We start from the raw sequence: 23354 nt of genomic DNA, 5'->3' as shown, positions 1-23354 counted from the left end.
TAGTGGGTTCAGTCGAGCTCGGGTCAAGGGTTACGCGCAGGGGTGCGCGCCGAAACCTCGGGCGAGGAAAGCACCGTTCGGCCACGGCGGTCATCGCCGGCCAACTCCCTCGGTGCGCTCTCGTTTGAAACACTGATTCAGGAGGCACACCCATGCGCGGTGCCAGCCAGGCCAAGTGGGTCGTCGCAGCAGTCGCGGTCGCCCTCGCAGCTACCGCTTGTGGCAGCAGCGGCGGGAGTGGTGGGGACGCCGGCAACGGCGCCGTCAACGCCGCCGGCACGTTCAGCTACCAGAGCAGCGAGCCGCAGAACCCGCTGCAGCCGGCCAACGCCATGGAGGTCGGTGGCGGCCGCATCATCAAGCAGCTGTTCAAGGGCCTCGTGGACTACGACCCGACCGACGGCAAGCTGCGCAACCAGGTGGCCGAGAAGATCGAGACCACCGACGCCACCAACTACACCGTCACCCTGAAGTCCGGCTGGACCTTCCACGACGGCACCCCGGTCACCGCGGCCTCGTTCGTGGACGCCTGGAACTGGTCGGCCAACACCAAGAACGGCCAGATCAACTCCGACTGGTTCTCCGACATCGCCGGTTACACCGACGTCCACCCGGAGACCGGTGACGCCAAGGCCGAGACCATGTCCGGTCTGAAGGTCGTCGACGACACCCACTTCACCATCCAGCTGACCGGCCCGGTCTCGTACTTCCAGTACAAGCTCGGCTACACGGCCTTCTCGCCGCTGCCGAAGGCGTTCTTCACCGACCCGAAGAAGTACGGCGAGAACCCGGTCGGCAACGGCCCCTACAAGTTCGTCTCGTGGGAGCACAACAAGGCGATCACCGTCGCCGCGTACGACAAGTACGCGGGCCTCGACAAGCCGAAGAACGGCGGCATCGTCTTCAAGAACTACACCCAGCCCGAGGCGGCGTACAAGGACCTGGTGTCCGACAACGTCGACGTGCTGGACCAGGTCGACCCGAGCGACCTCGCCTCCTACAAGACGGACCTGGGCAGCCGGGCCGTCGACCAGGCCCAGGGCGCGATCCAGAACATCTCCTTCGCCCTGTACCAGGACGGCTGGAAGCCGGTCGACAAGGCCAAGGTCCGCCAGGGCCTGTCGATGGCGATCGACCGCGACACCATCACCAAGACCGTGCTGAACGGCTCCCGCCAGCCGGCCGACAGCTGGGTCGCCCCGGGCGCCATGGGCTACAAGGCCGGCACCTGCGGCGACGCCTGCAAGTACGACCCGGCGAAGGCGAAGCAGCTGATCACCGAGGGCGGCGGCGTCCCCGGCAACAAGATCACCATCGTCTACAACTCCGACGGCGGCCACAAGGAGTGGGTGGACGCGGTCTGCAACTCCATCCGCCAGGCCACCGGCGTCGAGTGCCTCGGCGACCCGAAGCCCGACTTCAAGACCTCGCGCGACCTGATCAAGAAGAAGCAGGTCGACAGCATGATGCGGACCGGCTGGGTGCAGGACTACCCGCTGAACGCCAACTTCCTGCGCGACGTCTACGGCACCGGTGCCGCCGCCAACGACGGCAGCTACTCCAGCCCGGAGTTCGACAAGCTCGCCGCCGAGGCCGACAAGGCCACCACGGTCGAGAAGACCGCCGAGCTGTACCAGCAGGCCGAGGCCCAGCTGGCCAAGGACATGCCGGCGATCCCGCTCTGGTACTACAAGACCACCTCGGGCTACTCGAACAACGTCCAGAACGTGAAGTTCGACTCGTTCGGTGACCCGGTCTTCACCCAGGTCGAGGTCAAGCAGAAGTAATCAGGCCGGCACCGCGCGGCTTGAACCGACACGGCCGGTGCCCTCCGCCCCACAAGGGCGGACCGGCACCGGCCTTGTCACGCCATAGAACCTCTGTGACGGGATGACGGCCCGGCAGAGCATTGGATGGAGGCATGATGGGGCGCTTTGTCGCGAGGCGACTGCTCCAAATGATCCCGGTCTTCCTGGGTACGGTGACGATCATCTTCTGGATGACGCGCATGCTCCCCGGAGACCCGGTCGCGGCGATGTGGGGCGACAAGGCGCCGGACCCGGCACAGCTTGCCGCGTTCAAGCATCGGATGGGGCTCGACGTGAGCCTCGGCCAGCAGTACCTGAACTACATGGGTGACCTGTTCACCGGCAACTTCGGCCTGACCATGTCCGGCCGCAAGGTGACCGACGTGATCTCCGAGGCGCTCCCCGTGACGACGCGGCTCGCGCTGCTGGCGTTCGCCATCGAGATCGTGCTCGGTGTGACGATCGGGCTGTTCGCAGGCCTGCGCCGAGGCAAGGCGTTCGACAAGGGCACCTTGATCCTCACGCTGCTGTTGATCTCCATCCCCGTGCCGGTGCTGGGCTTCGTCTTCCAGAACGTGTTCGCCACTCAGCTCGACTGGGTCACGCCGACCGTCCAACACTCCGAGAACCTCGGCGAGTTGGTGCTTCCCGCCATGGTGCTCGGCTCGCTCTCGCTGGCGTACGTCGCGAGGCTCACCCGCACCTCGATAGCCGAGAACATCAAGGCCGACTACATGCGCACCGCGGTGGCCAAGGGCCTGCCGAAGCGCAAGGTGATCGGCACGCACCTGATGCGCAACTCGATGATCCCGGTGGTCACCTTCCTCGGTACCGACCTGGGTGCCCTGATGGGCGGAGCGATCGTCACCGAGGGCATCTTCAACGTCAAGGGCATCGGCAACGCGCTGTACCTCGCCATCAACCGCAGCGAGGGCGCGACCGTCTCCGGCATCGTCGTCGTCCTGGTACTCGTCTACCTCGCCGCCAGCCTGATCGTCGACCTGCTCTACGCGGTCCTGGACCCGAGGATCCGGTATGCCTGACCTGACCAACACCAAGACCGAGATCCCCGCGCAGCGGGCGCCTGAGGCCGTCGAGGCCAAGCAGGAGAAGGCCCGCAGCCTCGGGCTGGACGCCTGGCACGACCTGCGTCGCCGCCCGATCTTCATCGTCTCGGCGCTGCTGATCCTGCTGCTGATCGTGATCGCGATCGCTCCCGGGCTGTTCACCTCCGTGGACCCGCGCGCCGGCGACCTGCGCCTGCACTACCTGGGCAAGCCGAACTACTCGCACTTCTTCCAGCCCGACTGGTTCGGCTACGACGTCCAGGGCCGCTCGATCTACGCCCGGATGATGTACGGCGCCCGGGCCTCCGTCGTGGTCGGTATCTGCGTGACCGCCGGTGTCACCATCCTCGGCGGGCTGGCGGGCATGTTCGCCGGGTACTTCGGCGGCTGGGTCGACACGATCATCTCCCGGGTCACCGACATGGTCTTCGGCATCCCGCTGCTGCTCGGCGCCCTCGTCGTGCTCAACGCCTTCACCTCGCGCACCATCTGGAGCGTGGTCTTCGCGCTGGTCGCGCTCGGCTGGACCCAGATGACCCGCGTCATGCGCGGCTCGGTCATCACGGTGAAGCAGGCCGACTACGTGACCGCCGCCAAGGCGCTCGGCGCCGGCACCGGCCGGATCATGCTCAAGCACATCCTGCCGAACGCGATCGCCCCGGTGATCGTGGTCGCGACCATCGCGCTGGGCGGCTACATCGCCACCGAGGCGACGCTGAGCTTCCTCGGCATCGGTCTGCAGGACCCGACCATCTCCTGGGGCATCGACATCAACTCGGCCCAGAAGGTGATCCGTACCGCCCCGTTCGCACTGTTCTTCCCCGCGGGCATGCTCAGCATCACGGTGCTGGCGTTCATCATGCTCGGCGACGCGGTGCGTGACGCCCTCGACCCCAAGCTGCGCTGAGAGAGGTGGCACGCACCATGACCACTGCGACCGAGAAGACCGCCGTGGCCCAGGACCGACTGGTCCCCGGCACCCCGCTGCTCGAAGTCCGCGACCTGCACGTCGAGTTCAAGACCCGGGACGGCGTGGCCAAGGCCGTCAACGGCGTGAACTACAGCGTCGCCGCCGGTGAGACGCTCGCCGTCCTCGGCGAGTCCGGCTCCGGCAAGTCCGTCACCGCCCAGACCATCATGGGCATCCTCGACATGCCCCCGGGCCGGGTCGCCTCCGGCGAGATCCTCTTCCGGGGCCAGGACATGCTGAAGATGTCCAACGAGGAGCGCCGGAAGATCCGCGGGCAGAAGATCGCGATGATCTTCCAGGACGCGCTGTCCTCGCTGAACCCGGTGCTGAGCGTCGGCTACCAGCTGGGCGAGATGTTCCGGGTGCACCGGGGCGCCTCCCGCAAGGAGGCGAAGGCCAAGGCCATCGAGCTGATGGAGCGGGTGCGCATCCCCGCCGCCGCGCAGCGCGTGGGCGACTACCCGCACCAGTTCTCCGGCGGCATGCGCCAGCGCATCATGATCGCGATGGCGCTGGCCCTGGAGCCGGACCTGATCATCGCGGACGAGCCCACCACCGCGCTGGACGTCACCGTCCAGGCCCAGGTGATGGACCTGCTGGCGGAGCTCCAGGCCGAGTACCACATGGGTCTGATCCTGATCACCCACGACCTCGGCGTGGTCGCCGACGTCGCCGACAAGATCGCCGTGATGTACGCGGGCCGGATCGTCGAGACCGCCCCCGTCCACGAGCTCTACGCGAACCCGGCGCACCCCTACACCAAGGGCCTGCTCCGCTCGATCCCCCGCCTGGACCAGAAGGGCGAGGAGCTCTACGCGATCAAGGGCCTGCCGCCGAACCTGCTGAAGGTTCCGGCCGGCTGCGCCTTCAACCCGCGCTGCGACGCCGCCACCGACCTCTGCCGCACCGAGATCCCGGCGCTGCACCAGGTGCTCGACCAGGACGGCGCCGAGCTCGCCGGCCGCAAGAGCGCCTGCCACCTCTGGAAGGAGACCCTCCATGGCTGAGCCCATCCTGGAGGTCCGCGACCTGGTCAAGCACTACCCGCTCAGCCAGGGCATCCTCTTCAAGAAGCAGGTCGGCGCGGTCAAGGCCGTGGACGGCATCTCGTTCTCCCTCCAGAAGGGCGAGACGCTGGGCATCGTCGGCGAGTCCGGCTGCGGCAAGTCGACGCTGGCCAAGGTCCTGATGAACCTGGAGCGGGCCACCTCCGGCCAGGTGCTGTTCAAGGGCGAGGACATCTCCCGCCTGTCGGGCGCCGCGCTGAAGGCGGTGCGCCGCAACATCCAGATGGTGTTCCAGGACCCGTACACCTCGTTGAACCCGCGGATGACGGTCGGCGACATCATCGGTGAGCCGTACGAGATCCACCCGGAGGTGGCGCCGAAGGGCGACCGGCGCAAGGCGGTGCAGGACCTGCTGGACGTGGTGGGGCTGAACCCGGAGTACATCAACCGGTACCCGCACCAGTTCTCCGGCGGGCAGCGCCAGCGCATCGGCATCGCCCGCGGCCTGGCCCTCAAGCCCGAGGTGATCATCTGCGACGAGCCGGTCTCGGCGCTCGACGTGTCGGTGCAGGCCCAGGTGATCAACCTGCTGGAGCAGCTCCAGAAGGACTTCGAGCTGTCCTACATGTTCATCGCGCACGACCTCTCGATCGTCCGGCACATCTCCGACCGGGTCGGCGTGATGTACCTGGGCAAGATGGTCGAGATCGGCACCGACGAGCAGATCTACGAGCACGCCACCCACCCGTACACCCAGGCGCTGCTGTCCGCGGTGCCGGTGCCGGACCCGACCGACCGGGAGACCCGGGACCGGATCGTGCTGTCGGGGGACATCCCCTCGCCGGCCAACCCGCCGTCGGGCTGCCGCTTCCGCACCCGCTGCTGGAAGGCCGAGGAGCGCTGCTCGACCGAGGTGCCGCTGCTCGCCGTCCCGCAGGTGCTGACCGGCCCGGCCGCGCACGACTCGGCCTGCCACTTCGCCGAGGTCCGCGAGGCCGCGACCACGGCGGCCTGACCGACCGTCCGAGGGGCCCGCGGTGCGATCCACGCACCGCGGGCCCTTCGCCGTCTCCTGACGGCCCAGCGGGTGCACCCGTCCGGAGGCACTGCGGTCGCGCCACCGCGACCAGGCGACTCGAATGGGGTGTGATGCGTTCCACACCCCCTAGGAGGATGCCCCATGCCCTCAGCCACCTCAGCCACCCGAGTTCGCCGGGCCGTCATCGGTGCGACATCCGCGGCCCTGGTGGCCACCGGCTGTGGCAGTGGCGGCAGCAGCAGCAGCGGCGGTTCCACCGACGCCGGCAAGACCTTCAGCTACCAGAGCAGCGAGCCGCAGAACCCGCTGCAGCCGGCCAACGCGAACGAGACCGGTGGCGGACGCATCCTGCAGAACCTCTTCAAGGGCCTGGCCGACTACGACCCCAGCAACGCCCAGCTGCGGATGCAGGTCGCGCAGTCGATCGACACCAGCGACTCGCAGACCTTCAACGTCACCCTGAAGTCGGGCTGGACCTTCCACGACGGCACCCCGGTCAAGGCCGCCAACTTCGTCAACGCCTGGAACTGGGCCGCGACCACCGCGAACAACCAGATCAACAGCTCCTGGTTCGCCGACATCCAGGGCTACCAGGACGTCCACCCGGCGAGCGGCGCGTCCACCGCGACCACGATGTCCGGCCTGACGGTGACCGACGACACCCACTTCACCATCAAGCTCAACGGCAAGGTCTCGTACTTCCCGTACAAGCTGGGGTACATCGCCTTCTCGCCGCTGCCGGACGCCTTCTTCAGCGACCCGGCCGGGTACGGCCAGAAGCCGGTCGGCAACGGGCCGTACCAGTTCGTCAGCTGGGACCACAACACGCAGGTCGTGACGAAGACGTACCCCGGGTACATGGGCGTGGACAAGCCGAAGAACGGCGGTGTCGTCTTCAAGATGTACACCACCGCCGAGGCCGCCTACGCCGACCTGCAGTCCAACAACCTGGACGTGATCGACCAGGTCCCGCCGTCCGCGCTGGCGACCTACAAGAGCGACCTCGGCGACCGGGCGATCGACTCCCCGCAGGGGGCGATCCAGAACATCGGCTTCACCCTCTACCAGCCCGAGTGGCAGGGCGCGAACACGGCGAAGGTCCGGCAGGGCCTGTCGATGGCGATCGACCGCAACACGATCACCAAGACCGTGCTGCAGGGCTCCCGCACGCCCGCCTCCGCCTGGACGGCGGAGGGGGTCGAGGGCTACAAGGCCGGTACCTGCGGGGACTTCTGCAACTTCGACGCGGCCAAGGCCAAGCAGCTGATCAGTGAGGGCGGTGGCGTCCCCGGGGGCAGCCTGAAGATCACCTACAACGCCGACGGCGGCCACAAGGAGTGGGTGGACGCGGTGTGCAACTCCATCCGGCAGAACACCGGGGTGGACTGCGTCGGCGACCCCAAGGCGGACTTCAAGACCGCCCGTGAGGCGATCACCGGACACACCATCAACGGCGCCTTCCGCACCGGCTGGGTGCAGGACTACCCGCTGAACGCCAACTTCCTCGCCGACGTCTACAAGACCGGCGCCGCCGCCAACGACTTCGGCTACAGCAGCCCGCAGTTCGACCAGCTGGCCAACCAGGCCGACGCGGCCGACAGCATCCAGGCCTCCGCGACCGGCTACCAGCAGGCCGAGGCCGTGCTGGCCCAGGACTTCCCGGCCATCCCGCTCTGGTACTACCGGACCAACTCCGGCTACTCGACGAACGTCAAGAACGTCACGTTCGACTCCTTCGGCAACCCGGCCTGGACCCAGGTCGAGGTCAACGGCTGACACCGTCCCCCACCGGCCCCGCCCTCCCCGCACGGAGGGCGGGGCCCCGGTTCCGGGGCCCCTAGGAAGGAGGCACGATGGGCAGCTACATCGTCAGACGTGTGCTGCAGATGATCCCGGTGTTCCTCGGCGCGACACTTCTGATCTTCCTGATGGTGTACACCCTGCCGGGCGACCCGATCGCGGCGATGTACGGCGACAAGGCGGCCGACCCCGCCCAGGTGGCCAGCCTGCGGCACAGGTTCTACCTGGACCAGCCGCTGTGGAACCAGTACCTGCACTACATGAACAACATCCTGCACCTGGACTTCGGCACCAGCTTCACCGGCCGCTCGGTCTCCAGCATCATGGCGGACGCCTTCCCGGTCACCATCCGGATGGCGCTCATCGCCTTCTTCTTCGAGATCGTGGTGGGCCTGCCCCTGGGCGTGATCTCCGGCCTCAAGCGGGGCAGCCTGCCCGACACCCTGGTGCTGCTGCTCACCCTGCTGGTGATCTCCATCCCGGTCTTCGTCCTCGGCTACATCGCGCAGACCGTGTTCGCCACCAACCTCGGCTGGGTCACCCCGACCGTGCAGGACTCCACCGACATCACCCAACTCCTGCTTCCCGGTGCCGTGTTGGCCGCGCTGTCGCTCGCGTACGTGGCCAGGCTCACCCGGACCTCCATCGGTGAGAACCTGCGGGCCGACTACATCCGCACCGCGACCGCCAAGGGTCTGCCGCGGCGCACCATCATCGTCCGGCACCTGCTGCGGAACTCGCTGATCCCGGTGGTCACCTTCCTCGGGACCGACCTGGGGGCGCTGATGGGCGGCGCGATCGTCACCGAGGGCATCTTCAACGTCAAGGGCGTCGGCAACATCCTCTACCGCGCGATCGGGCAGAAGGAGGGGCCGACGGTCGTCGGCATCGTCACCGTCCTGGTCATCGTCTACCTGGTCGCCAGCCTGCTCGTCGACCTGCTCTACGCCGTCCTGGACCCGAGGATCCGCTATGCCTGACGTGCACGACGAGAACGACCCGAAGCCGCTCCCACCGCCCGGCAGCAGTCACTTCGACTACGTCGGCAACCAGGGGCTGCTGGTCGAGCAGGACACCCTGATCGAGCCCGACCCGACCAAGCGCGAGCAGGCCCGCAGCCTGTGGGGCGACGCCTGGCGGGACCTGCGGCACCGCCCGATCTTCCTGGTCTCGGCGGCCCTGATCGTGCTCCTGGTGATCATCGCGATCTTCCCCGGGCTGTTCACCAACGCCAACCCGCGGCAGTCCAACCTGGTCCTCAACTACCTGCGCCGGCCCGACTGGACGGACTTCTTCGGGGCCGGCTGGTTCGGCTACGACGGCCAGGGCCGCTCGATCTACGCCCGGGTGCTGTACGGCGCCCGGGCGTCGATCACCGTCGGCATCTGCGTGACGCTCGCCGTGACCCTCCTCGGCGGGCTGACCGGCATGGTCGCCGGGTACTTCGGCGGCTGGATCGACTCGGTGGTCTCCCGGATCATCGACATCTTCTTCGGCATCCCGCTGCTGCTGGGCGCCCTGGTGCTGCTCAACGCCTTCACCTACCGCAACGTGTGGACGGTGGTCCTGGCGCTGGCCTTCCTCGGCTGGACCCAGCTCGCCCGTGTGATGCGCGGCGCGGTGCTGACCGTCAAGCAGTCCGACTACGTGGTGGCCGGCCGGGCACTCGGTGCGGGAACCTCCCGGCTGATGCTCCGGCACATCCTGCCGAACGCCGTCGCCCCGGTGATCGTGGTCGCGACCATCGCGCTCGGCGGCTACATCACGGCCGAGGCGACGCTGAGCTTCCTCGGCATCGGCCTGCAGGACCCGACCATCTCGTGGGGGGTGGACATCTCCTCGGCCCAGAAGGTGATCCGCACCGCCCCCTACGTGATGTTCTTCCCGGCCGCCGCACTGAGCATCACCGTGCTGGCCTTCATCATGCTCGGCGACGCCGTCCGCGACGCCCTCGACCCGAAGCTGCGCTGAGCAAGGGGAGCCCTGTGACCACTGCTGCCGACACCTCGAAGACCGTCCACGAGGCGCCCTACCAGGGGCCGCTGCTCGACGTCCGGGACCTGCACGTGGAGTTCGTGACCCGGGACGGCGTGGCCAGGGCCGTCAACGGCGTGAACTACAGCGTCGCCGCCGGTGAGACGCTGGCCGTGCTCGGCGAGTCCGGCTCCGGCAAGTCGGTGACCGCGCAGGCGATCATGGGCATCCTGGACATGCCGCCGGCCCGCATCCCACAGGGGGAGATCCTCTTCCGGGGCCAGGACATGCTGAAGATGTCCAAGGACGCCCGGCGCAGGGTCCGCGGGCAGAAGATCGCGATGATCTTCCAGGACGCGCTGTCCTCGCTGAACCCGGTGATGACCGTCGGGTTCCAGCTGGGCGAGATGTTCCGGGCGCACCGGGGGGCCTCCCGCAAGGAGGCCAAGGCCAAGGCGATCGAGCTGATGGACCGGGTGCGCATCCCGGCCGCGGCGGACCGGGTGGGTGACTATCCGCACCAGTTCTCCGGCGGCATGCGCCAGCGCATCATGATCGCGATGGCGCTGGCCCTGGAGCCGGACCTGATCATCGCCGACGAGCCCACCACCGCACTGGACGTCACCGTCCAGGCCCAGGTGATGGACCTGCTCGCCGACCTCCAGGCCGAGTACCACATGGGTCTGATCCTGATCACCCACGACCTGGGCGTGGTCGCCGACGTCGCCGACAAGATCGCCGTGATGTACGCGGGCCGGATCGTCGAGACCGCGCCCGTCCACGAGCTCTACGCGCGGCCCGCCCACCCGTACACCCGCGGCCTGCTCGACTCGATCCCCCGCCTGGACCAGAAGGGCCAGGAGCTCTACGCGATCAAGGGCCTGCCGCCCAACCTGCTGCGGATCCCGCAGGGGTGCGCCTTCAACCCGCGGTGTCCGCGGGCGCAGGAGATCTGCCGGCAGGAGGTGCCCCGGCTGTTCGACGTGACCGAGGAGGACGGCACGCCGGTGCCCGGGCGGGGCAGCGCCTGCTTCTACTGGAAGGAGACCCTCCATGACGTTTAGCGGAGCCAGTCCGATGGGTGCGGCGGCGGCGCCGCAGGAGGCCGCCTTCGAGCACCGTGTGAACCGGGGGGAGCCGATCCTGGAGGTCCGCGACCTGGTCAAGCACTTCCCGCTGACCAAGGGCATCCTCTTCAAGAAGCAGGTCGGTGCGGTCAAGGCGGTCGACGGGGTCTCCTTCGACCTGATGCAGGGCGAGACGCTGGGCATCGTGGGGGAGTCGGGCTGCGGGAAGTCGACGCTGGCCAAGGTGCTGATGAACCTGGAGCCGGCGACCTCGGGGTCGGTCCGCTACAAGGGCGAGGAGATCTCGCGGCTCAGCGGGGCCGGGCTGAAGGCGGTGCGCCGCAACATCCAGATGGTGTTCCAGGACCCGTACACGTCGCTGAACCCGCGGATGACGGTCGGCGACATCATCGGTGAGCCGTACGAGATCCACCCGGAGGTGGCGCCGAAGGGCGACCGGCGCAAGGCGGTGCAGGACCTGCTGGACGTGGTGGGGCTGAACCCGGAGTACATCAACCGGTACCCGCACCAGTTCTCCGGCGGGCAGCGCCAGCGCATCGGCATCGCCCGCGGCCTGGCCCTCAAGCCCGAGGTGATCATCTGCGACGAACCGGTCTCGGCGCTCGACGTGTCGGTGCAGGCCCAGGTGATCAACCTGCTGGAGCAGCTCCAGGGCGAGTTCAACCTGTCCTACATGTTCATCGCGCACGACCTCTCGATTGTCCGGCACATCTCCGACCGGGTCGGCGTGATGTACCTGGGCCGGGTGGTGGAGATCGGCTCGGACGCGGAGATCTACGAGCACGCCACCCATCCGTACACCCAGGCGCTGCTGTCGGCCGTGCCGGTGCCCGACCCGAGGGCGCGGGAGTCCCGGGACCGGATCGTGCTGACGGGGGACGTGCCCTCGCCGGCCAACCCGCCCTCGGGCTGCCGCTTCCGCACCCGCTGCTGGAAGGCCCAGGAGCGCTGCGCCACCGAGGTGCCGGAGCTGACGGCGCGGGAGTGGCTGCGGGGTCTGGCGTCCCACGACTCGGCCTGTCACTTCGCGGCGGAGCGGGAGGACGAAAGCGGTTGACCCCCCCCGCCGAACGTCCGGCCGACGGCCCGCCCCCAGCCTTGGGGGCGGGCCGTCGCCGTGTCCGGGGGAAGGTCGGAACGGTGGCTCAACGGATCGTCAACTCCTTTTGCGCACAGCGGATTTGATCGTCCGGTATCCGGTGTTCAATCTGTGAAACTCTGTGAACGATATGCGAGAAATTGCGGGAGAATATATCGCCTTGGCAGGGCCATGTAACAGAAAAGAGATGTGCCAGCGATTCCGCCCGGGGGGAGGAGTGATCGATAGTTGCTCCACGCGAAACAGCGAGCGCGCTGTCAACTTGGTGGCGCCGCCGCAGCGTTGACCTTCGGCTGCCTGGAACACCAGGCGGCGAAGGAGCTACTTCGTTCCCCGCCCTGACTCGAGAGGCAGTTGAATGAGGCTCACCAAGGCAATGCGATGGACGGTGGTGGCGGCATCCACCGTCCTGGCTGTGGCCGCCTGCAGCAACAACGGGAGCTCCGGTGACAGTGGCGCCAAGCCGACCCAGGCCAACAACGCGCCCGCCAAGGACGGCGGGACGTTCCGGCTGGGCATTGTCGAGCCGACCGCGATCGACCCGTACAACACCCAGGAGTCCGAGGGCACCCTCGTCACCCAGGCCCTGTTCACCGGTCTGACCAGCGTCGACGCCGACGGCAAGCTCTCCAACGCGCTCGCCGAGAGCCGCACCCCGAACGACGACTGCAGCGCCTGGACGTTCAAGATCAAGGGCGGCACCACCTTCAGCAACGGCGAGCCGGTGGACGCCGAGGCGTTCATCCGCGGCTGGACCCGCGCCGCCGCCAAGGACGCCGCCTCCGACGTCGCGTACCACATGGCGGAGATCGACGGCTTCGAGGCCCTCCAGAGCGGCACCGCCACCACGTTCGCCGGCCTGTCCGCGCCCGACGCCACCACCCTCAACGTCAAACTCGCCATCAAGGACTGCGAGTTCGACCTGCGGACCTTCCACACCGTGTTCAGCCCGGTGACCAAGGACGCCGGCGCGGCCACCAACAAGACCTACAACGACCAGCCGATCGGCAACGGCCCGTTCAAGCTGGACGGCCCCTGGCAGCACAACAGCAAGATCACCCTGGTCCGCAACGACAGCTACGGGCTGACCAAGGCGCACGTCGACCGGGTCGAGATCTCCATCCTCAACTCGGCCAACGCCGACCAGCTGGAGTACCAGGGCTTCCAGGCCGGCCAGTTCGACTGGGCGCGGATGCCCACCGAGCAGCTCGGCGCGGCCAAGGCCGTGTACGAGCCCAAGGGCGAGTTCCTGAACTGGGACGCCAACGGCATGAACTACATCCTGCCGATCACCTTCAACGGCCCGCTGAAGACCAAGGAGGCCCGTGAGGCGGTCTCCTACGCGATCGACCGGGACGCCATCGTCAGCGGCGTCTTCAAGGGCTTCCGCAACAAGGCCACCACCCTCGTCCCGCCGGCGTTCAAGGACGCCTACCAGCCCGGCGTCTGCACCAGCTGCGGCAAGCAGGACAAGGACAAGGCCAAGGAGCTCGCCGCCAAGGCCGGCCTGACCCCCGGCACCAAGCTGTACTTCGGCTACAACACCGGTGGCGGCCACGACGCCTGGGTGCAGGCCGTGGCGCAGCAGCTCAAGGAGGTCCTCGGCCTGGACGTCCAGATCGACGGCATCCCGTTCAAGGAGCTGCTGAAGAAGGAGCAGGGCCCGGACGCCACCGGCCTGTACCGCGCGGCCTGGGGCGCCGACTACCCGACCCCCGGCAACTTCCTGAACCCGCTGCTGTCCACCTCGGCGATCAACGAGGACGCGGCCACCCACAACGTCCAGGGCGACAACCGCGGCCGCTACAGCAACCCGGCGTTCGACGCCCTGCTGGCGAAGGCCACCGGATCCAAGGACCAGGCCGAGCGCAACAAGCTCTACCAGCAGGCCGAGAAGCTGGCGATCGGTGAGGACCTGGCGCTGATCCCGCTGTGGAACCGCACCCAGCAGCGTGTCGCGAACACCGAGAAGTGGGTCAACCTGTCCTACGACTTCAACGAGAACCCGACCCTGTCGAAGGTCTCCCAGAAGTAACCGGCCCTTCGCACCAGGCGCAGCCCGTTCCTCGATCCGTACGGAATCCCACCGCCGTCGGCCCTGCCTCGACCAGGCAGGGCCGGCGGTCCACCGTGCCCGCCCGACCCGGCGGAGCGCAGGGGTGGGCGACGCCTATCTGCCGCAACCACACAGAGAGGCAATTCCATGGGCAGATATCTCCTGCGAAGGCTCGGCCAGATGGTGTTCGTGCTGCTCGGCGCGACGCTGATCCTGTTCGCCTGCCTGTTCGTCATCCCCGGGGACCCGGTCGGATCGCTGGGCGGCAGCGAGCGCGCCCGCGACCCCGCCGTGGTCAAGCAGCTGCGCGAGCAGTACGGGCTCGACAAGCCGCTGATCGTCCAGTACGGCACGTACGTGGGCAAGTTGGTGCAGGGCGACATGGGCGAGGACTACACCCAGCGGCGCCAGGTGTCCGAGATCCTGATGCCCAAGCTGGTCAACACCTCCAAGCTCGCGGTCGCCGCGATGGCCATCGACGTGCTGCTGGGCGCGGCCGTCGGAACGCTCGCGGCGCTCAAGCGGTACTCGTTCCTGGACACCGTGGTCACGCTGATCACCACGCTGCTGGTCGGGTTCCCGACCTTCGTGATCGGCATGCTGATGCTCAACCTCTTCGCCGTGCAGCTCAAGTGGGTGCCGGTGATCGGTGATCCGAGCGATCCCGTCCAGCTGATCCTGCCCTCCGTGACGCTGGCCATCATCGACGCGGCGCTGGTCGCCCGGCTGATGCGCGGCACCATGCTGGAGGTCCTGCGGGCCGACTACGTGAAGACGGCGATCGCCAAGGGCGTCCCCAAGCGGCAGGTGCTGCTCAAGCACGTGATGCGCAACTCGGTGATCCCGGTGGTCACGTACATCGGCATCTCGTTCGGCGGCCTGATGGGCGGCGCGATCATCACCGAGACCATCTTCAACTGGGACGGCGTCGGCATGGCGATGTCCACCGCGATCCAGCAGCAGAACAACCCGATCGTGGTGGCGGTGGCCACCTGGACGGTGGCCATCTTCGTGCTGCTCAACCTGCTGGTGGACCTGCTGTACGCGATGCTCGACCCCCGCATCCGGCTGAGCTGAGGGCGCCAAGATGACTGACGAGACAACGACCGCGCAGCTGCCGAAGGACGTTCCCGCGCAGCGCGGACCCACCGAGGGCGCCGAGCCGGCCGTCAAGGTGGTCAAGGAGTGGCAGGAGATCTGGCACCGCTTCGCCGCCAACCGGCTCGCCCTGGTCGGGCTGGTGCTGGTGGTGGGCCTGCTGGTCACCGCGGCCTTCGCGCCGTGGATCGCACCGTACGACCCGCTCAAGCAGAATCTGATGAACACCCTCCAACAGCCCACCGCCGACCACCTGTTCGGCACCGACATCCTCGGCCGCGACCAGCTGTCCCGGGTCATCTACGGGGCCCGGATCGCGGTCTTCGTGGGCCTGGTGTCGATCATCCTGACCCTGCTGATCGGCATTGTGCTGGGCGCGATCGCCGGGTACTTCGGCCGGTTCTACGACACGCTGGTGATGCGCACCGCGGACGTCTTCTTCGCCTTCCCGCTGCTGATCGGTTCGATCATCATCATCACGGTCACCGGGCGCGGTGTCTGGCCGGTGGTGCTCTCGCTGGCGATCTTCGGCTGGGCCACCGTCGCGCGCCTGCTGCGCAGTTCGGTGCTGTCCGCGCGGGAGATGGACTACGTGCACGCGGCCCGCGCGCTCGGTGCCGGGCACCTGCGGGTGATCATGCGGCACATCCTGCCCAACTCGATCGCACCGGTGATCATCTTCGGCACCTTCAACGTCGGGCTCGCGGTGGTCGCCGAGGCCGCGCTGTCCTACCTGGGCGTGGGGGTCAGCCCCGAGGTCCCCGAGTGGGGCAACATGCTCGCCTCCGGCCGGGGCTTCATCGGTGTGTACGACTACATGTGGACCCTGCCCTCGCTCGCCGTGGTGCTCACCTCGCTGGGCTTCATCTTCGTCGGCGACGGGGTCCGCGACGCACTCGACCCGAAGCTGCGGTGAGCGACATGACGAGCACGGACGCGACGCGGAGCGGGAGCGGCAAAGCGATGGACGAGGCAGTACAGGACGGCCCGGCCGTGGAACTGCGGCAGGACGGCGCCGAGCCGGCCCTGCTCCAGGTCGACGACCTGCAGGTCGAGTTCGTGACCCGGGACGGCATCGCCCGGGCGGTAAACGGCGTCAGCTACAGCGTGGGCGCCGGTGAGACCCTGGCGGTGCTGGGCGAGTCCGGTTCGGGCAAGTCGGTGACCGCGCAGGCGATCATGGGCATCCTGGACACCCCGCCGGGCCGGATCAGCGGCGGCCGGGTGCTCTACAAGGGCGAGGACCTGCTCACCATGCCGGAGGAGCGGCGCCGCTCGATCCGCGGCCGGAAGATCGCGATGATCTTCCAGGACGCGCTGTCGGCGCTCAACCCGGTCTTCTCGGTGGGCTGGCAGCTCGGCGAGGTCTTCCGGGTGCACGAGGGGATGTCCAAGAAGGACTCCCTGGCCAAGGCCGTGGAACTGATGGACCGGGTGCGCATCCCGGCCGCCCGGCAGCGGGTGACCGACTACCCGCACCAGTTCTCCGGCGGCATGCGCCAGCGCATCATGATCGCGATGGCGCTGGCCCTGGAGCCGGACCTGATCATCGCGGACGAGCCCACCACCGCGCTGGACGTCACCGTCCAGGCCCAGGTGATGGACCTGCTGGCGGAGCTCCAGGCCGAGTACCGGATGGGTCTGATCCTGATCACCCACGACCTCGGCGTGGTCGCCGACGTCGCGGACAAGATCGCCGTGATGTACGCGGGCCGGATCGTCGAGACGGCGCCCGTCCACGAGCTCTACGGCAACCCGGCGCACCCCTACACCAAGGGCCTGCTCCGCTCGATCCCGCGGCTGGACCAGAAGGGCCAGGACCTCTACGCCATCAAGGGCCTGCCGCCGAGCCTGCTGCACCTGCCGACGGGCTGCTCCTTCAACCCGCGCTGCGACGCCGCCACCGACCTGTGCCGGAGCGACCGGCCGCTGCTGCAGCCCGTACTGGACGAGGACGGCGGCGAGCTCGTGGGCCGTCGCAGCGCCTGCCACTTCTGGAAGGAGACCCTCCGTGGCTGAGCCCATCCTGGAGGTCCGGAACCTGGTCAAGCACTTCCCGCTGACCCAGGGGATCCTCTTCAAGCGGAAGATCGGCGCGGTGCAGGCGGTCGACGGCGTGACCCTCACCCTGCACAAGGGCGAGACGCTGGGCATCGTCGGCGAGTCCGGCTGCGGCAAGTCGACGCTGGCCAAGGTCCTGATGAACCTGGAGCGGGCCACCTCCGGCGAGGTGCTGTTCAAGGGCGAGGACATCAGCCGGCTGAGCGGCCGGGCGCTGCGGGCCGTGCGCCGCAACATCCAGATGGTGTTCCAGGACCCGTACACCTCGCTGAACCCGCGGATGACGGTCGGCGACATCATCGGCGAGCCGTACGAGATCCACCCGGAGGTGGCGCCCAAGGGCGACCGCCGCAAGGCCGTCCAGGACCTGCTGGACGTGGTGGGCCTGAACCCGGAGTACATCAACCGGTACCCGCACCAGTTCTCCGGCGGGCAGCGCCAGCGCATCGGCATCGCCCGCGGCCTGGCCCTCAAGCCCGAGATCATCATCTGCGACGAGCCGGTCTCCGCGCTCGACGTGTCGGTGCAGGCCCAGGTGATCAACCTGCTGGACCAGCTGCAGAGCGAGTTCGACCTGTCCTACATGTTCATCGCGCACGACCTCTCGATCGTCCGGCACATCTCCGACCGGGTCGGCGTGATGTACCTGGGCAAGATGGTCGAGATCGGCACCGAGGAACAGATCTACGAGCACGCCACCCACCCGTACACCCAGGCGCTGCTGTCCGCGGTGCCGGTGCCGGACCCGACCGGCCGCGAGTCCCGGGACCGGATCGTCCTGGTGGGCGACGTGCCCTCGCCGGCCAACCCGCCGTCGGGCTGCCGCTTCCGCACCCGCTGCTGGAAGGCCGAGGAGCGCTGCTCGACGGAGCTGCCGCTGCTCGCCGTCCCGCAGGTGCTGAGCGGCCCGGCCGCGCACGACTCGGCCTGCCACTTCGCCGAGGTGCGGCAGCCGACGGCGGCCTGAGGGCCCGTCCGAGGGCCGTACGGGACGCGGGTGGGGGCGGGCCCCGGGGACTTCCCCGGAGCCCGCCCTTCGGCGTGCGGGGGCGTTCCGCAGGGCCTGCGGCAGGGCCCGCGGGGCGTGAGTGCCGCAACGGCGAACGGGGCGGGCCCCGGGGAGGTCTCCCCGGGGCCCGCCCCGTCACGTACCGATCGGTGGATCAGTGCCGAGCAGGTGTCACTTGGTGAAGCCGATGTTCTCGTAGATGTAGTCCGAGAGGCCCGGGGCGCCGAGGTTGGCGACCGTCTTCTTCACACCGAAGATCGCGGGGCGCTGGTACAGGGTGACCAGGGCGGCGACCTTCCAGGCCTCCGCGTCGGCCTTGTTGATCGCGACGGTGGCGGCGTCGGTGGTCTGGGCCTTGCCGGCGTCCTCCATCGCCTTGTCCAGCTCGGGGCTGCCGACCTGGCTGTAGTTGGAGGCGCCGTCGCTCTTGAAGTTACCGGTCGAGGAGCTGGCCGGGAACGGGGTGCCGATGAGCGAGAAGGCGGTCATGTCGAAGTCGAACTTGTAGATGTACTTGTCGAAGAACTCGTTCGACGGGGCGGTGAAGATGGTCACCTTGATGCCGACCTGCTGCAGCATCTGGGTGAGCATCGAGCCCTCGTTGGTGGCCACGGTCACGCCCGCCGGGATGACGAACTTGAGCGCGAGCTCCTTGCCGTCCTTCTTGCGGACGTCGCCGTCGAGCTTCCAGCCGGCCTCGTCGAGCATCTTCTTGGCGGCCTCGGGCTCGAACTTGCTGAGGCCGTCCGAGTTGTCCTTGTAGCCGTTCTGGTTCGGCACCAGGAAGTGGTTGTTCATCGCGGCGGCCGGCCAGCCGAGGCCGTTCAGGTCCGACTTGGCGATGGTCTCGCGGTCGATCGCCTTGAAGATGGCCTGACGGACCTTCGGGTCGGTCAGCATCGGGCTCTTGCCGTTGAGCATGAAGTGGCGGAAGTTCGGGCCGCCGGCCTCACGGACCTCGCCGTCCGGGGTCGCCTGGATCTGCTTGAAGCCGGAGGCGTCCGGGCCGTTGTTGTAGAAGTCGATCTCACCGTTCTGGAACGCCTGCGGCATGGTGTTGGTGTCCATGGCCTTGTAGACGATCTTGTCCAGCATCGGCTTCTGACCCCACCAGTTGGGGTCGGCCACCACGGTGACGGTCTTCGCGGTCTGGTCGATCTTGTCCAGCTTGAACGGACCGGCGGTGACCGGGATCTTGTCCGCGTAGGCGGTGTTGAACAGCTCCGGGGTGGCGACCAGGCTGGCCGGGAAGAGCGGCGCGTTGGCGGCGTTGTTGAACAGCGCCTGCCACTCGGAGAACGGCGCCTTGAAGGTCATGATCGCCTGGTAGTCGTCAGCACCCTTGACGACGCTCTCGACCTGGTCGAAACCGGTGGTCGAGGTGGCCTTGAAGTCGGCGTTGGTGCCGTTCTGGGCCTTCCAGTTGGCCTCGATGTCCTTCCAGGTGATCGGGGCGCCGTCGGACCACTTCGCCTTCGGGTTGAGGGTCCAGGTGACGACCTGCTTGCCGTCCTTGGTCTCCGCCTTGGCGTCGAGCAGGTAGTCCTTGTTGACGGTCTGGACGCCACCGGCGTCGGAGCGCCAGAAGGTCGGCATGAGCGCCTTCATGACGTCCGTGGTGGAGACCTCGTTGCCGTCGGCCTCCAGCGGGCTCCACTGCGAGGAGAGCTGGTCGATCGCCCAGTTGAGGGTGCCGCCCTGCTTCAGGTCCGCGCGGTCCTTCTCGTTGATGGCCCGCTGGGTCATCTTCGGGGCCTCGGACTTGGCGGGAGCGGCGTCCCCGCCACCCGACTTGCTGCTGGAGCAGGCCGTGAGGGAGAGCGAGGCGGCGGCGATGGTGGCGACCAGCGCGACCGGGATCCGGGTGTGCTTCAAGGGAATTCCCCCAGTGGTAACGGAACGGGTGAGTAAAGCCCAGCGGGACCGCCGGAGCGGAGGGTGCTGGAGGGTTGGCAATGCGGCCGTGCGGGTGGGGCGGGAAGCGCCGGTCAAGCGGCGCGGCTCGTGGGGGTCAGATCACTTCGAGGGCGGCCGCGAAGTGGCAGGCGGCCACGTGGTCGGCGGCCAGGCTGCTGTTCGCGGGGTCCTCGTCGCGGCAGCGCTGCTGCTCGCCCTCGGAGAGGGTCAGGTACTTCGGGCAGCGATTGCGGAACCGGCATCCGCTCGGCACGTTGGCCGGGCTGGGCAGGTCACCGGTGAGCAGGATCCTGGTCCGCTCGCGCTCCCGGCGCGGATCCGGGAGCGGCACGGCGGACAGCAGGGCCTGGGTGTACGGGTGGGACGGCGCGTCGAAGATCGACTCGGAGTCGCCGAGCTCGACGATCCGGCCCAGGTACATCACGGCGATCCGGTCCGCGATGTGCCGGACCACCGAGAGGTCGTGGGCGACGAACAGGTAGCTCAGGCCCAGCTTGACCTTCAGCTCGTCGAGCAGGTTGAGCACACCGGCCTGGATGGAGACGTCCAGCGCGGAGACCGGCTCGTCCAGGATGACCAGCTTGGGCTCCAGGGCGAGCGCGCGGGCGATCGAGATGCGCTGGCGCTGGCCGCCGGAGAACTCCTGCGGGTAGCGGTCGGCGTGGTCGGGGTTGAGTCCGACCATCTCCAGCAGCTCGGGCACCCGGGCGGCGATCCGCTCCTTGTCCCAGCCGTGCGTCTTCAGCGGCTCGGCCAGGATGTCACCGATCGGCATCCGGGCGTCCAGGGCCGCCATCGGGTCCTGGAAGACGATCTGCATGTCCCGGCGCAGCGCCTTGCGGTCGGCCCGGCCGAGGCCGCGCACGTCCTTGCCGAACACCGTGACGGTGCCGGCCTGGCCGCTGGGCAGGTCCAGGATCTCCAGCAGGGTGGTGGTCTTGCCGCAGCCGGACTCGCCGACCAGGCCGAGCGTCTCGCCCTCGCGGATGTCCAGCGTGATGCCGTCCACCGCCTTGACCACGCCCACCTTGCGCTTGATCACGGCGCCCTGGGTGAGCGGGAAGTGCTTGGTCAGGCCGTCGAGTTCGAGGACCGTCTTGCGCTGCTCGCGCGGCAGGCTCTCGACGGCGGTGGTCTGCGGGATCTCGGGCACCGGGTAGATGGTGGCAGGGTCCAGCGAGCCGGCCAGCTCGTGGCTGCGGTGGCAGGCGGTCGGGTGGGTGTTGCCCTCCTTGACCGAGAGCACCGGCTCCACCTCGCGGCAGCGGTCGATCGCGATCGGGCAGCGGGCGGCGAAGGGGCAGCCCTGCGGCAGCGCCACCATCGACGGCGGGGTGCCCTCGATCGGGGTGAGCGCCTTGCGCTCGGTGTTGTCCAGGCGGGGGATCGAGCCCAGCAGGCCGATGGTGTACGGCATCCGCGGGGCGTAGTACACCTCGTCGACCGCGCCGGACTCGACCGGCTTGCCGGCGTACATCACCTGGACGCGGTCGGCGAAGCCGGCGATCACGCCGAGGTCGTGGGTGATCATCACGATGGCCGCGCCGGTGACGTCCTGAGCCTTCTTCAGGACCTCCAGCACCTGCGCCTGGATGGTGACGTCCAGGGCGGTGGTCGGCTCGTCGGCGATGATCACCTTGGGGTCGTTGGCGATCGTCATGGCGATCATCGCGCGCTGGCGCATGCCGCCGGAGAACTCGTGCGGGAAGTTGTCCACCCGGCGCCTGGGGTCCGGGATGCCGACCACGTCGAGCAGTTCGATCGCCCGGGTGCGGGCCTGCTCCTTGGTCATGTCCTGGTGGATCCGCAGCGCCTCGACGATCTGGGTGCCGATCGAGTAGACGGGGGTGAGCGCGGACAGCGGGTCCTGGAAGACCATGCCGATGTCCTTGCCGCGGATCTTCGACAGCTCGTTGTCGGAGAGGCCGAGCAGCTCGCGGCCGTTCAGCTTGATCGAGCCGGACACCTCGGCGCTGTCGGGCAGCAGGCCGAGCACGGCCATCGAGGAGACCGACTTGCCGGAGCCGGACTCGCCGACGATGCCGAGCACCTCGCCCGGGCGGACGGCGTACGAGACGCCGCGCACCGCGCGCACCTCGCCGGCCTCGCTGGGGAAGGAGACCTGGAGGTCCGTCACTTCGAGAACGGGCTGAGACTTGTCCAGCCGGGTGTCGGTCACCGGTCGGAGTCCTTCCTTGGTACGGGGGGTGCTGGCCGGGTGCTGGGAGGGGACGTCCGCGGCCGTCATGAGCCGCTCAGCACGTCGATGGCCTTGTTCGGCTCCGGGTCGACCCTGTTGGTCATGAGCTGGTTGAGCACCTTGGTGCGCTTGCCCTTGGACTTGGCACCCGAGGAGTTCGGGTCGAAGGCGTCGCGCAGGCCGTCGCCGATGAAGGAGACCGCGATGCCGATCAGCACCAGGCAGCCGGCCGGGAAGTAGAACAGCCACTGGAAGGTCGGCGCGTTGGTGGTGTTCTCGGCGATGATCGTGCCGAGCGAGACGTCCGGGGCCTGGACGCCGAAGCCGAAGAAGGACAGGCCGCTCTCGCCGATGACCGCCGCGCCGATCTGGATCACGGTGTCGATGATCAGCAGCGAGGCCATGTTCGGCAGGATGTGCCGGAAGATGATGACCGGGCCGGGCACGCCCATGTACTTGGCGGCCTTGACGAACTCGCGGTCCTTGAGCGTCATCGTCATGCTGCGGACCACCCGGGCGGTGATCATCCAGCTGAAGGCCGCCAGCAGGACGACGAAGATCAGCCAGCTGGTGTTGCGGAACAGCGGGGAGAGCACCGCGATGATCAGGAAGCTCGGCAGCACCAGGAGCAGGTCGACGCCCCAGGTGAGGGTCTTGTCCATCCAGCTGCCGTAGTAGGCGGCGAAGGCGCCCACGACGGCGGCGACCAGGGTGCTGATGACACCGACCAGCAGGCCGATCACCAGGGACTTCTGCAGGCCGCGCATGGTCAGCGCGAACAGGTCCTGGCCGCCCTGGTTGGTGCCCCACCAGTGCTCCGCGCTGGGCGGCTGGGTGAAGGCCATGTAGTCGTGGAACTTGTAGTCGTACTTGGTGAACATCGGGCCGACGTAGGCGGCGAGGAACAGCAGGACGATGATGCCGACGCCGACCAGCGCGAGCCGGTTGCGGGTGAAGCGGCGCAGGGTCAGCCGGCCGCGGCTGGTCCGCTTGGCGGCGGGCTTGACGGGCTCGGTGGTCTTGGGGGCCGGGCTCTGCGGCGGGACGCCGGCCGTGGCGGTGGCCAGGGCGGTGACCGCTTCGCCGCCGGCGGCGGAGGTGTTCGACGGGGCGGGCTGGTTGGCGCTCATGTGCTCTCTCCTCTACGGGTGATCGGTGCTC

General features: G+C 68.3%; 18 protein-coding genes. 15 read left to right on the top strand and 3 right to left on the bottom strand.

The genetic code is table 11. The features are described from left to right. Positions 1–152: 152 nt before the first annotated feature. The 15 genes from ACIOFR_RS24265 to ACIOFR_RS24195 all read left to right on the top strand — a co-directional run bounded on the left by ACIOFR_RS24265 (position 153) and on the right by ACIOFR_RS24195 (position 18034). The gene (locus ACIOFR_RS24265) at positions 153–1787 is read left to right on the top strand and encodes an ABC transporter substrate-binding protein (protein WP_401000628.1); all 1635 of its coding nucleotides are present in this window, start codon (positions 153–155) and stop codon (positions 1785–1787) included. 137 nt (positions 1788–1924) lie between these two features. Continuing rightward, a complete protein-coding gene (locus tag ACIOFR_RS24260; RefSeq protein ID WP_401000626.1) occupies positions 1925–2851 on the top strand; it encodes an ABC transporter permease in 927 nt (308 codons plus the stop codon). Continuing rightward, the gene (locus ACIOFR_RS24255; RefSeq protein ID WP_401000624.1) at positions 2844–3782 is read left to right on the top strand and encodes an ABC transporter permease; all 939 of its coding nucleotides are present in this window, start codon (positions 2844–2846) and stop codon (positions 3780–3782) included. Before ACIOFR_RS24260 ends, ACIOFR_RS24255 begins: the two co-directional genes overlap by 8 nt. Positions 3783–3799: 17 nt before the next feature. Next, entirely contained in the window at positions 3800–4852 is a 1053-nt protein-coding gene (locus ACIOFR_RS24250) for an ABC transporter ATP-binding protein (protein WP_401000622.1), read from the top strand. Continuing rightward, positions 4845–5867, top strand: coding sequence for an ABC transporter ATP-binding protein (locus ACIOFR_RS24245; RefSeq protein WP_401000620.1), 1023 nt, complete (start codon positions 4845–4847; stop codon positions 5865–5867). The genes ACIOFR_RS24250 and ACIOFR_RS24245 overlap by 8 nt, the downstream gene beginning before the upstream one ends. A 165-nt stretch (positions 5868–6032) precedes the next feature. Next, positions 6033–7667 carry an ABC transporter substrate-binding protein gene (locus ACIOFR_RS24240; protein ID WP_401000618.1) on the top strand — a complete coding sequence of 545 codons (1635 nt, stop codon included), beginning with the start codon at positions 6033–6035 and terminating at the stop codon, positions 7665–7667. Positions 7668–7744: 77 nt separating this feature from the next. Beyond that, on the top strand, positions 7745–8671 hold the full coding sequence (locus ACIOFR_RS24235) for an ABC transporter permease (RefSeq protein ID WP_401000616.1): 927 nt from the start codon (positions 7745–7747) through the stop codon (positions 8669–8671). Beyond that, the gene (locus ACIOFR_RS24230; protein ID WP_401000614.1) at positions 8664–9662 is read left to right on the top strand and encodes an ABC transporter permease; all 999 of its coding nucleotides are present in this window, start codon (positions 8664–8666) and stop codon (positions 9660–9662) included. The genes ACIOFR_RS24235 and ACIOFR_RS24230 overlap by 8 nt, the downstream gene beginning before the upstream one ends. A 14-nt stretch (positions 9663–9676) precedes the next feature. After that, the gene (locus tag ACIOFR_RS24225; RefSeq protein ID WP_401000612.1) at positions 9677–10729 is read left to right on the top strand and encodes an ABC transporter ATP-binding protein; all 1053 of its coding nucleotides are present in this window, start codon (positions 9677–9679) and stop codon (positions 10727–10729) included. Positions 10730–10742: 13 nt separating this feature from the next. Continuing rightward, positions 10743–11810 carry an ABC transporter ATP-binding protein gene (locus tag ACIOFR_RS24220; protein WP_401000724.1) on the top strand — a complete coding sequence of 356 codons (1068 nt, stop codon included), beginning with the start codon at positions 10743–10745 and terminating at the stop codon, positions 11808–11810. A 400-nt stretch (positions 11811–12210) separates the two neighbouring features. Then, positions 12211–13887, top strand: a complete 1677-nt coding sequence (locus ACIOFR_RS24215; protein ID WP_401000610.1) for an ABC transporter substrate-binding protein — start codon at positions 12211–12213, stop codon at positions 13885–13887. 168 nt (positions 13888–14055) lie between these two features. After that, positions 14056–14985: an ABC transporter permease gene (locus tag ACIOFR_RS24210; protein ID WP_401000608.1), complete on the top strand. Its 930-nt coding sequence runs from the start codon at positions 14056–14058 to the stop codon at positions 14983–14985. 10 nt (positions 14986–14995) lie between these two features. Further along, positions 14996–15922 (top strand): ABC transporter permease, encoded by a 927-nt coding sequence (locus ACIOFR_RS24205; protein ID WP_401000606.1) that lies wholly within the window; start codon positions 14996–14998, stop codon positions 15920–15922. 47 nt (positions 15923–15969) lie between these two features. Then, the gene (locus tag ACIOFR_RS24200) at positions 15970–17025 is read left to right on the top strand and encodes an ABC transporter ATP-binding protein (RefSeq protein WP_401000604.1); all 1056 of its coding nucleotides are present in this window, start codon (positions 15970–15972) and stop codon (positions 17023–17025) included. Then, complete coding sequence (locus tag ACIOFR_RS24195) at positions 17018–18034, top strand: ABC transporter ATP-binding protein (RefSeq protein ID WP_401000602.1); 1017 nt, start codon at positions 17018–17020, stop codon at positions 18032–18034. Before ACIOFR_RS24200 ends, ACIOFR_RS24195 begins: the two co-directional genes overlap by 8 nt. A 213-nt stretch (positions 18035–18247) precedes the next feature. Here ACIOFR_RS24195 and ACIOFR_RS24190 read toward each other — a convergent pair whose 3' ends face one another. From ACIOFR_RS24190 to ACIOFR_RS24180, 3 genes are all read right to left on the bottom strand, one after another. Then, the gene (locus tag ACIOFR_RS24190) at positions 18248–19951 is read right to left on the bottom strand and encodes an ABC transporter family substrate-binding protein (protein WP_401000600.1); all 1704 of its coding nucleotides are present in this window, start codon (positions 19949–19951) and stop codon (positions 18248–18250) included. A 136-nt stretch (positions 19952–20087) separates the two neighbouring features. Beyond that, positions 20088–22172, bottom strand: coding sequence for a dipeptide ABC transporter ATP-binding protein (locus tag ACIOFR_RS24185; RefSeq protein WP_401000598.1), 2085 nt, complete (start codon positions 22170–22172; stop codon positions 20088–20090). Positions 22173–22237: 65 nt separating this feature from the next. Further along, the gene (locus tag ACIOFR_RS24180) at positions 22238–23323 is read right to left on the bottom strand and encodes an ABC transporter permease (protein ID WP_401000596.1); all 1086 of its coding nucleotides are present in this window, start codon (positions 23321–23323) and stop codon (positions 22238–22240) included. Between the last annotated feature and the right edge of the window lie 31 nt (positions 23324–23354).

It is taken from the genome of Kitasatospora sp. NPDC088346 (assembly GCF_044740765.1).
Lineage (GTDB): Bacteria > Actinomycetota > Actinomycetes > Streptomycetales > Streptomycetaceae > Kitasatospora.
This window is presented reverse-complemented; position numbering and strand designations above follow the sequence as displayed.

Bases quoted from the DNA above. Each gene is read 5' to 3' on its own strand.
- ACIOFR_RS24260 (WP_401000626.1), top strand. From the start codon at position 1,925: ATGGGGCGCTTTGTCGCGAGGCGACTGCTCCAAATGATCCCGGTCTTC.
- ACIOFR_RS24255 (WP_401000624.1), top strand. From the start codon at position 2,844: ATGCCTGACCTGACCAACACCAAGACCGAGATCCCCGCGCAGCGGGCG.
- ACIOFR_RS24210 (WP_401000608.1), top strand. From the start codon at position 14,056: ATGGGCAGATATCTCCTGCGAAGGCTCGGCCAGATGGTGTTCGTGCTG.
- ACIOFR_RS24205 (WP_401000606.1), top strand. From the start codon at position 14,996: ATGACTGACGAGACAACGACCGCGCAGCTGCCGAAGGACGTTCCCGCG.
- ACIOFR_RS24245 (WP_401000620.1), top strand. From the start codon at position 4,845: ATGGCTGAGCCCATCCTGGAGGTCCGCGACCTGGTCAAGCACTACCCG.
- ACIOFR_RS24180 (WP_401000596.1), bottom strand. From the start codon at position 23,323: ATGAGCGCCAACCAGCCCGCCCCGTCGAACACCTCCGCCGCCGGCGGC.
- ACIOFR_RS24240 (WP_401000618.1), top strand. From the start codon at position 6,033: ATGCCCTCAGCCACCTCAGCCACCCGAGTTCGCCGGGCCGTCATCGGT.
- ACIOFR_RS24235 (WP_401000616.1), top strand. From the start codon at position 7,745: ATGGGCAGCTACATCGTCAGACGTGTGCTGCAGATGATCCCGGTGTTC.
- ACIOFR_RS24220 (WP_401000724.1), top strand. From the start codon at position 10,743: ATGGGTGCGGCGGCGGCGCCGCAGGAGGCCGCCTTCGAGCACCGTGTG.
- ACIOFR_RS24265 (WP_401000628.1), top strand. From the start codon at position 153: ATGCGCGGTGCCAGCCAGGCCAAGTGGGTCGTCGCAGCAGTCGCGGTC.
- ACIOFR_RS24230 (WP_401000614.1), top strand. From the start codon at position 8,664: ATGCCTGACGTGCACGACGAGAACGACCCGAAGCCGCTCCCACCGCCC.
- ACIOFR_RS24215 (WP_401000610.1), top strand. From the start codon at position 12,211: ATGAGGCTCACCAAGGCAATGCGATGGACGGTGGTGGCGGCATCCACC.
- ACIOFR_RS24250 (WP_401000622.1), top strand. From the start codon at position 3,800: ATGACCACTGCGACCGAGAAGACCGCCGTGGCCCAGGACCGACTGGTC.
- ACIOFR_RS24200 (WP_401000604.1), top strand. From the start codon at position 15,970: ATGGACGAGGCAGTACAGGACGGCCCGGCCGTGGAACTGCGGCAGGAC.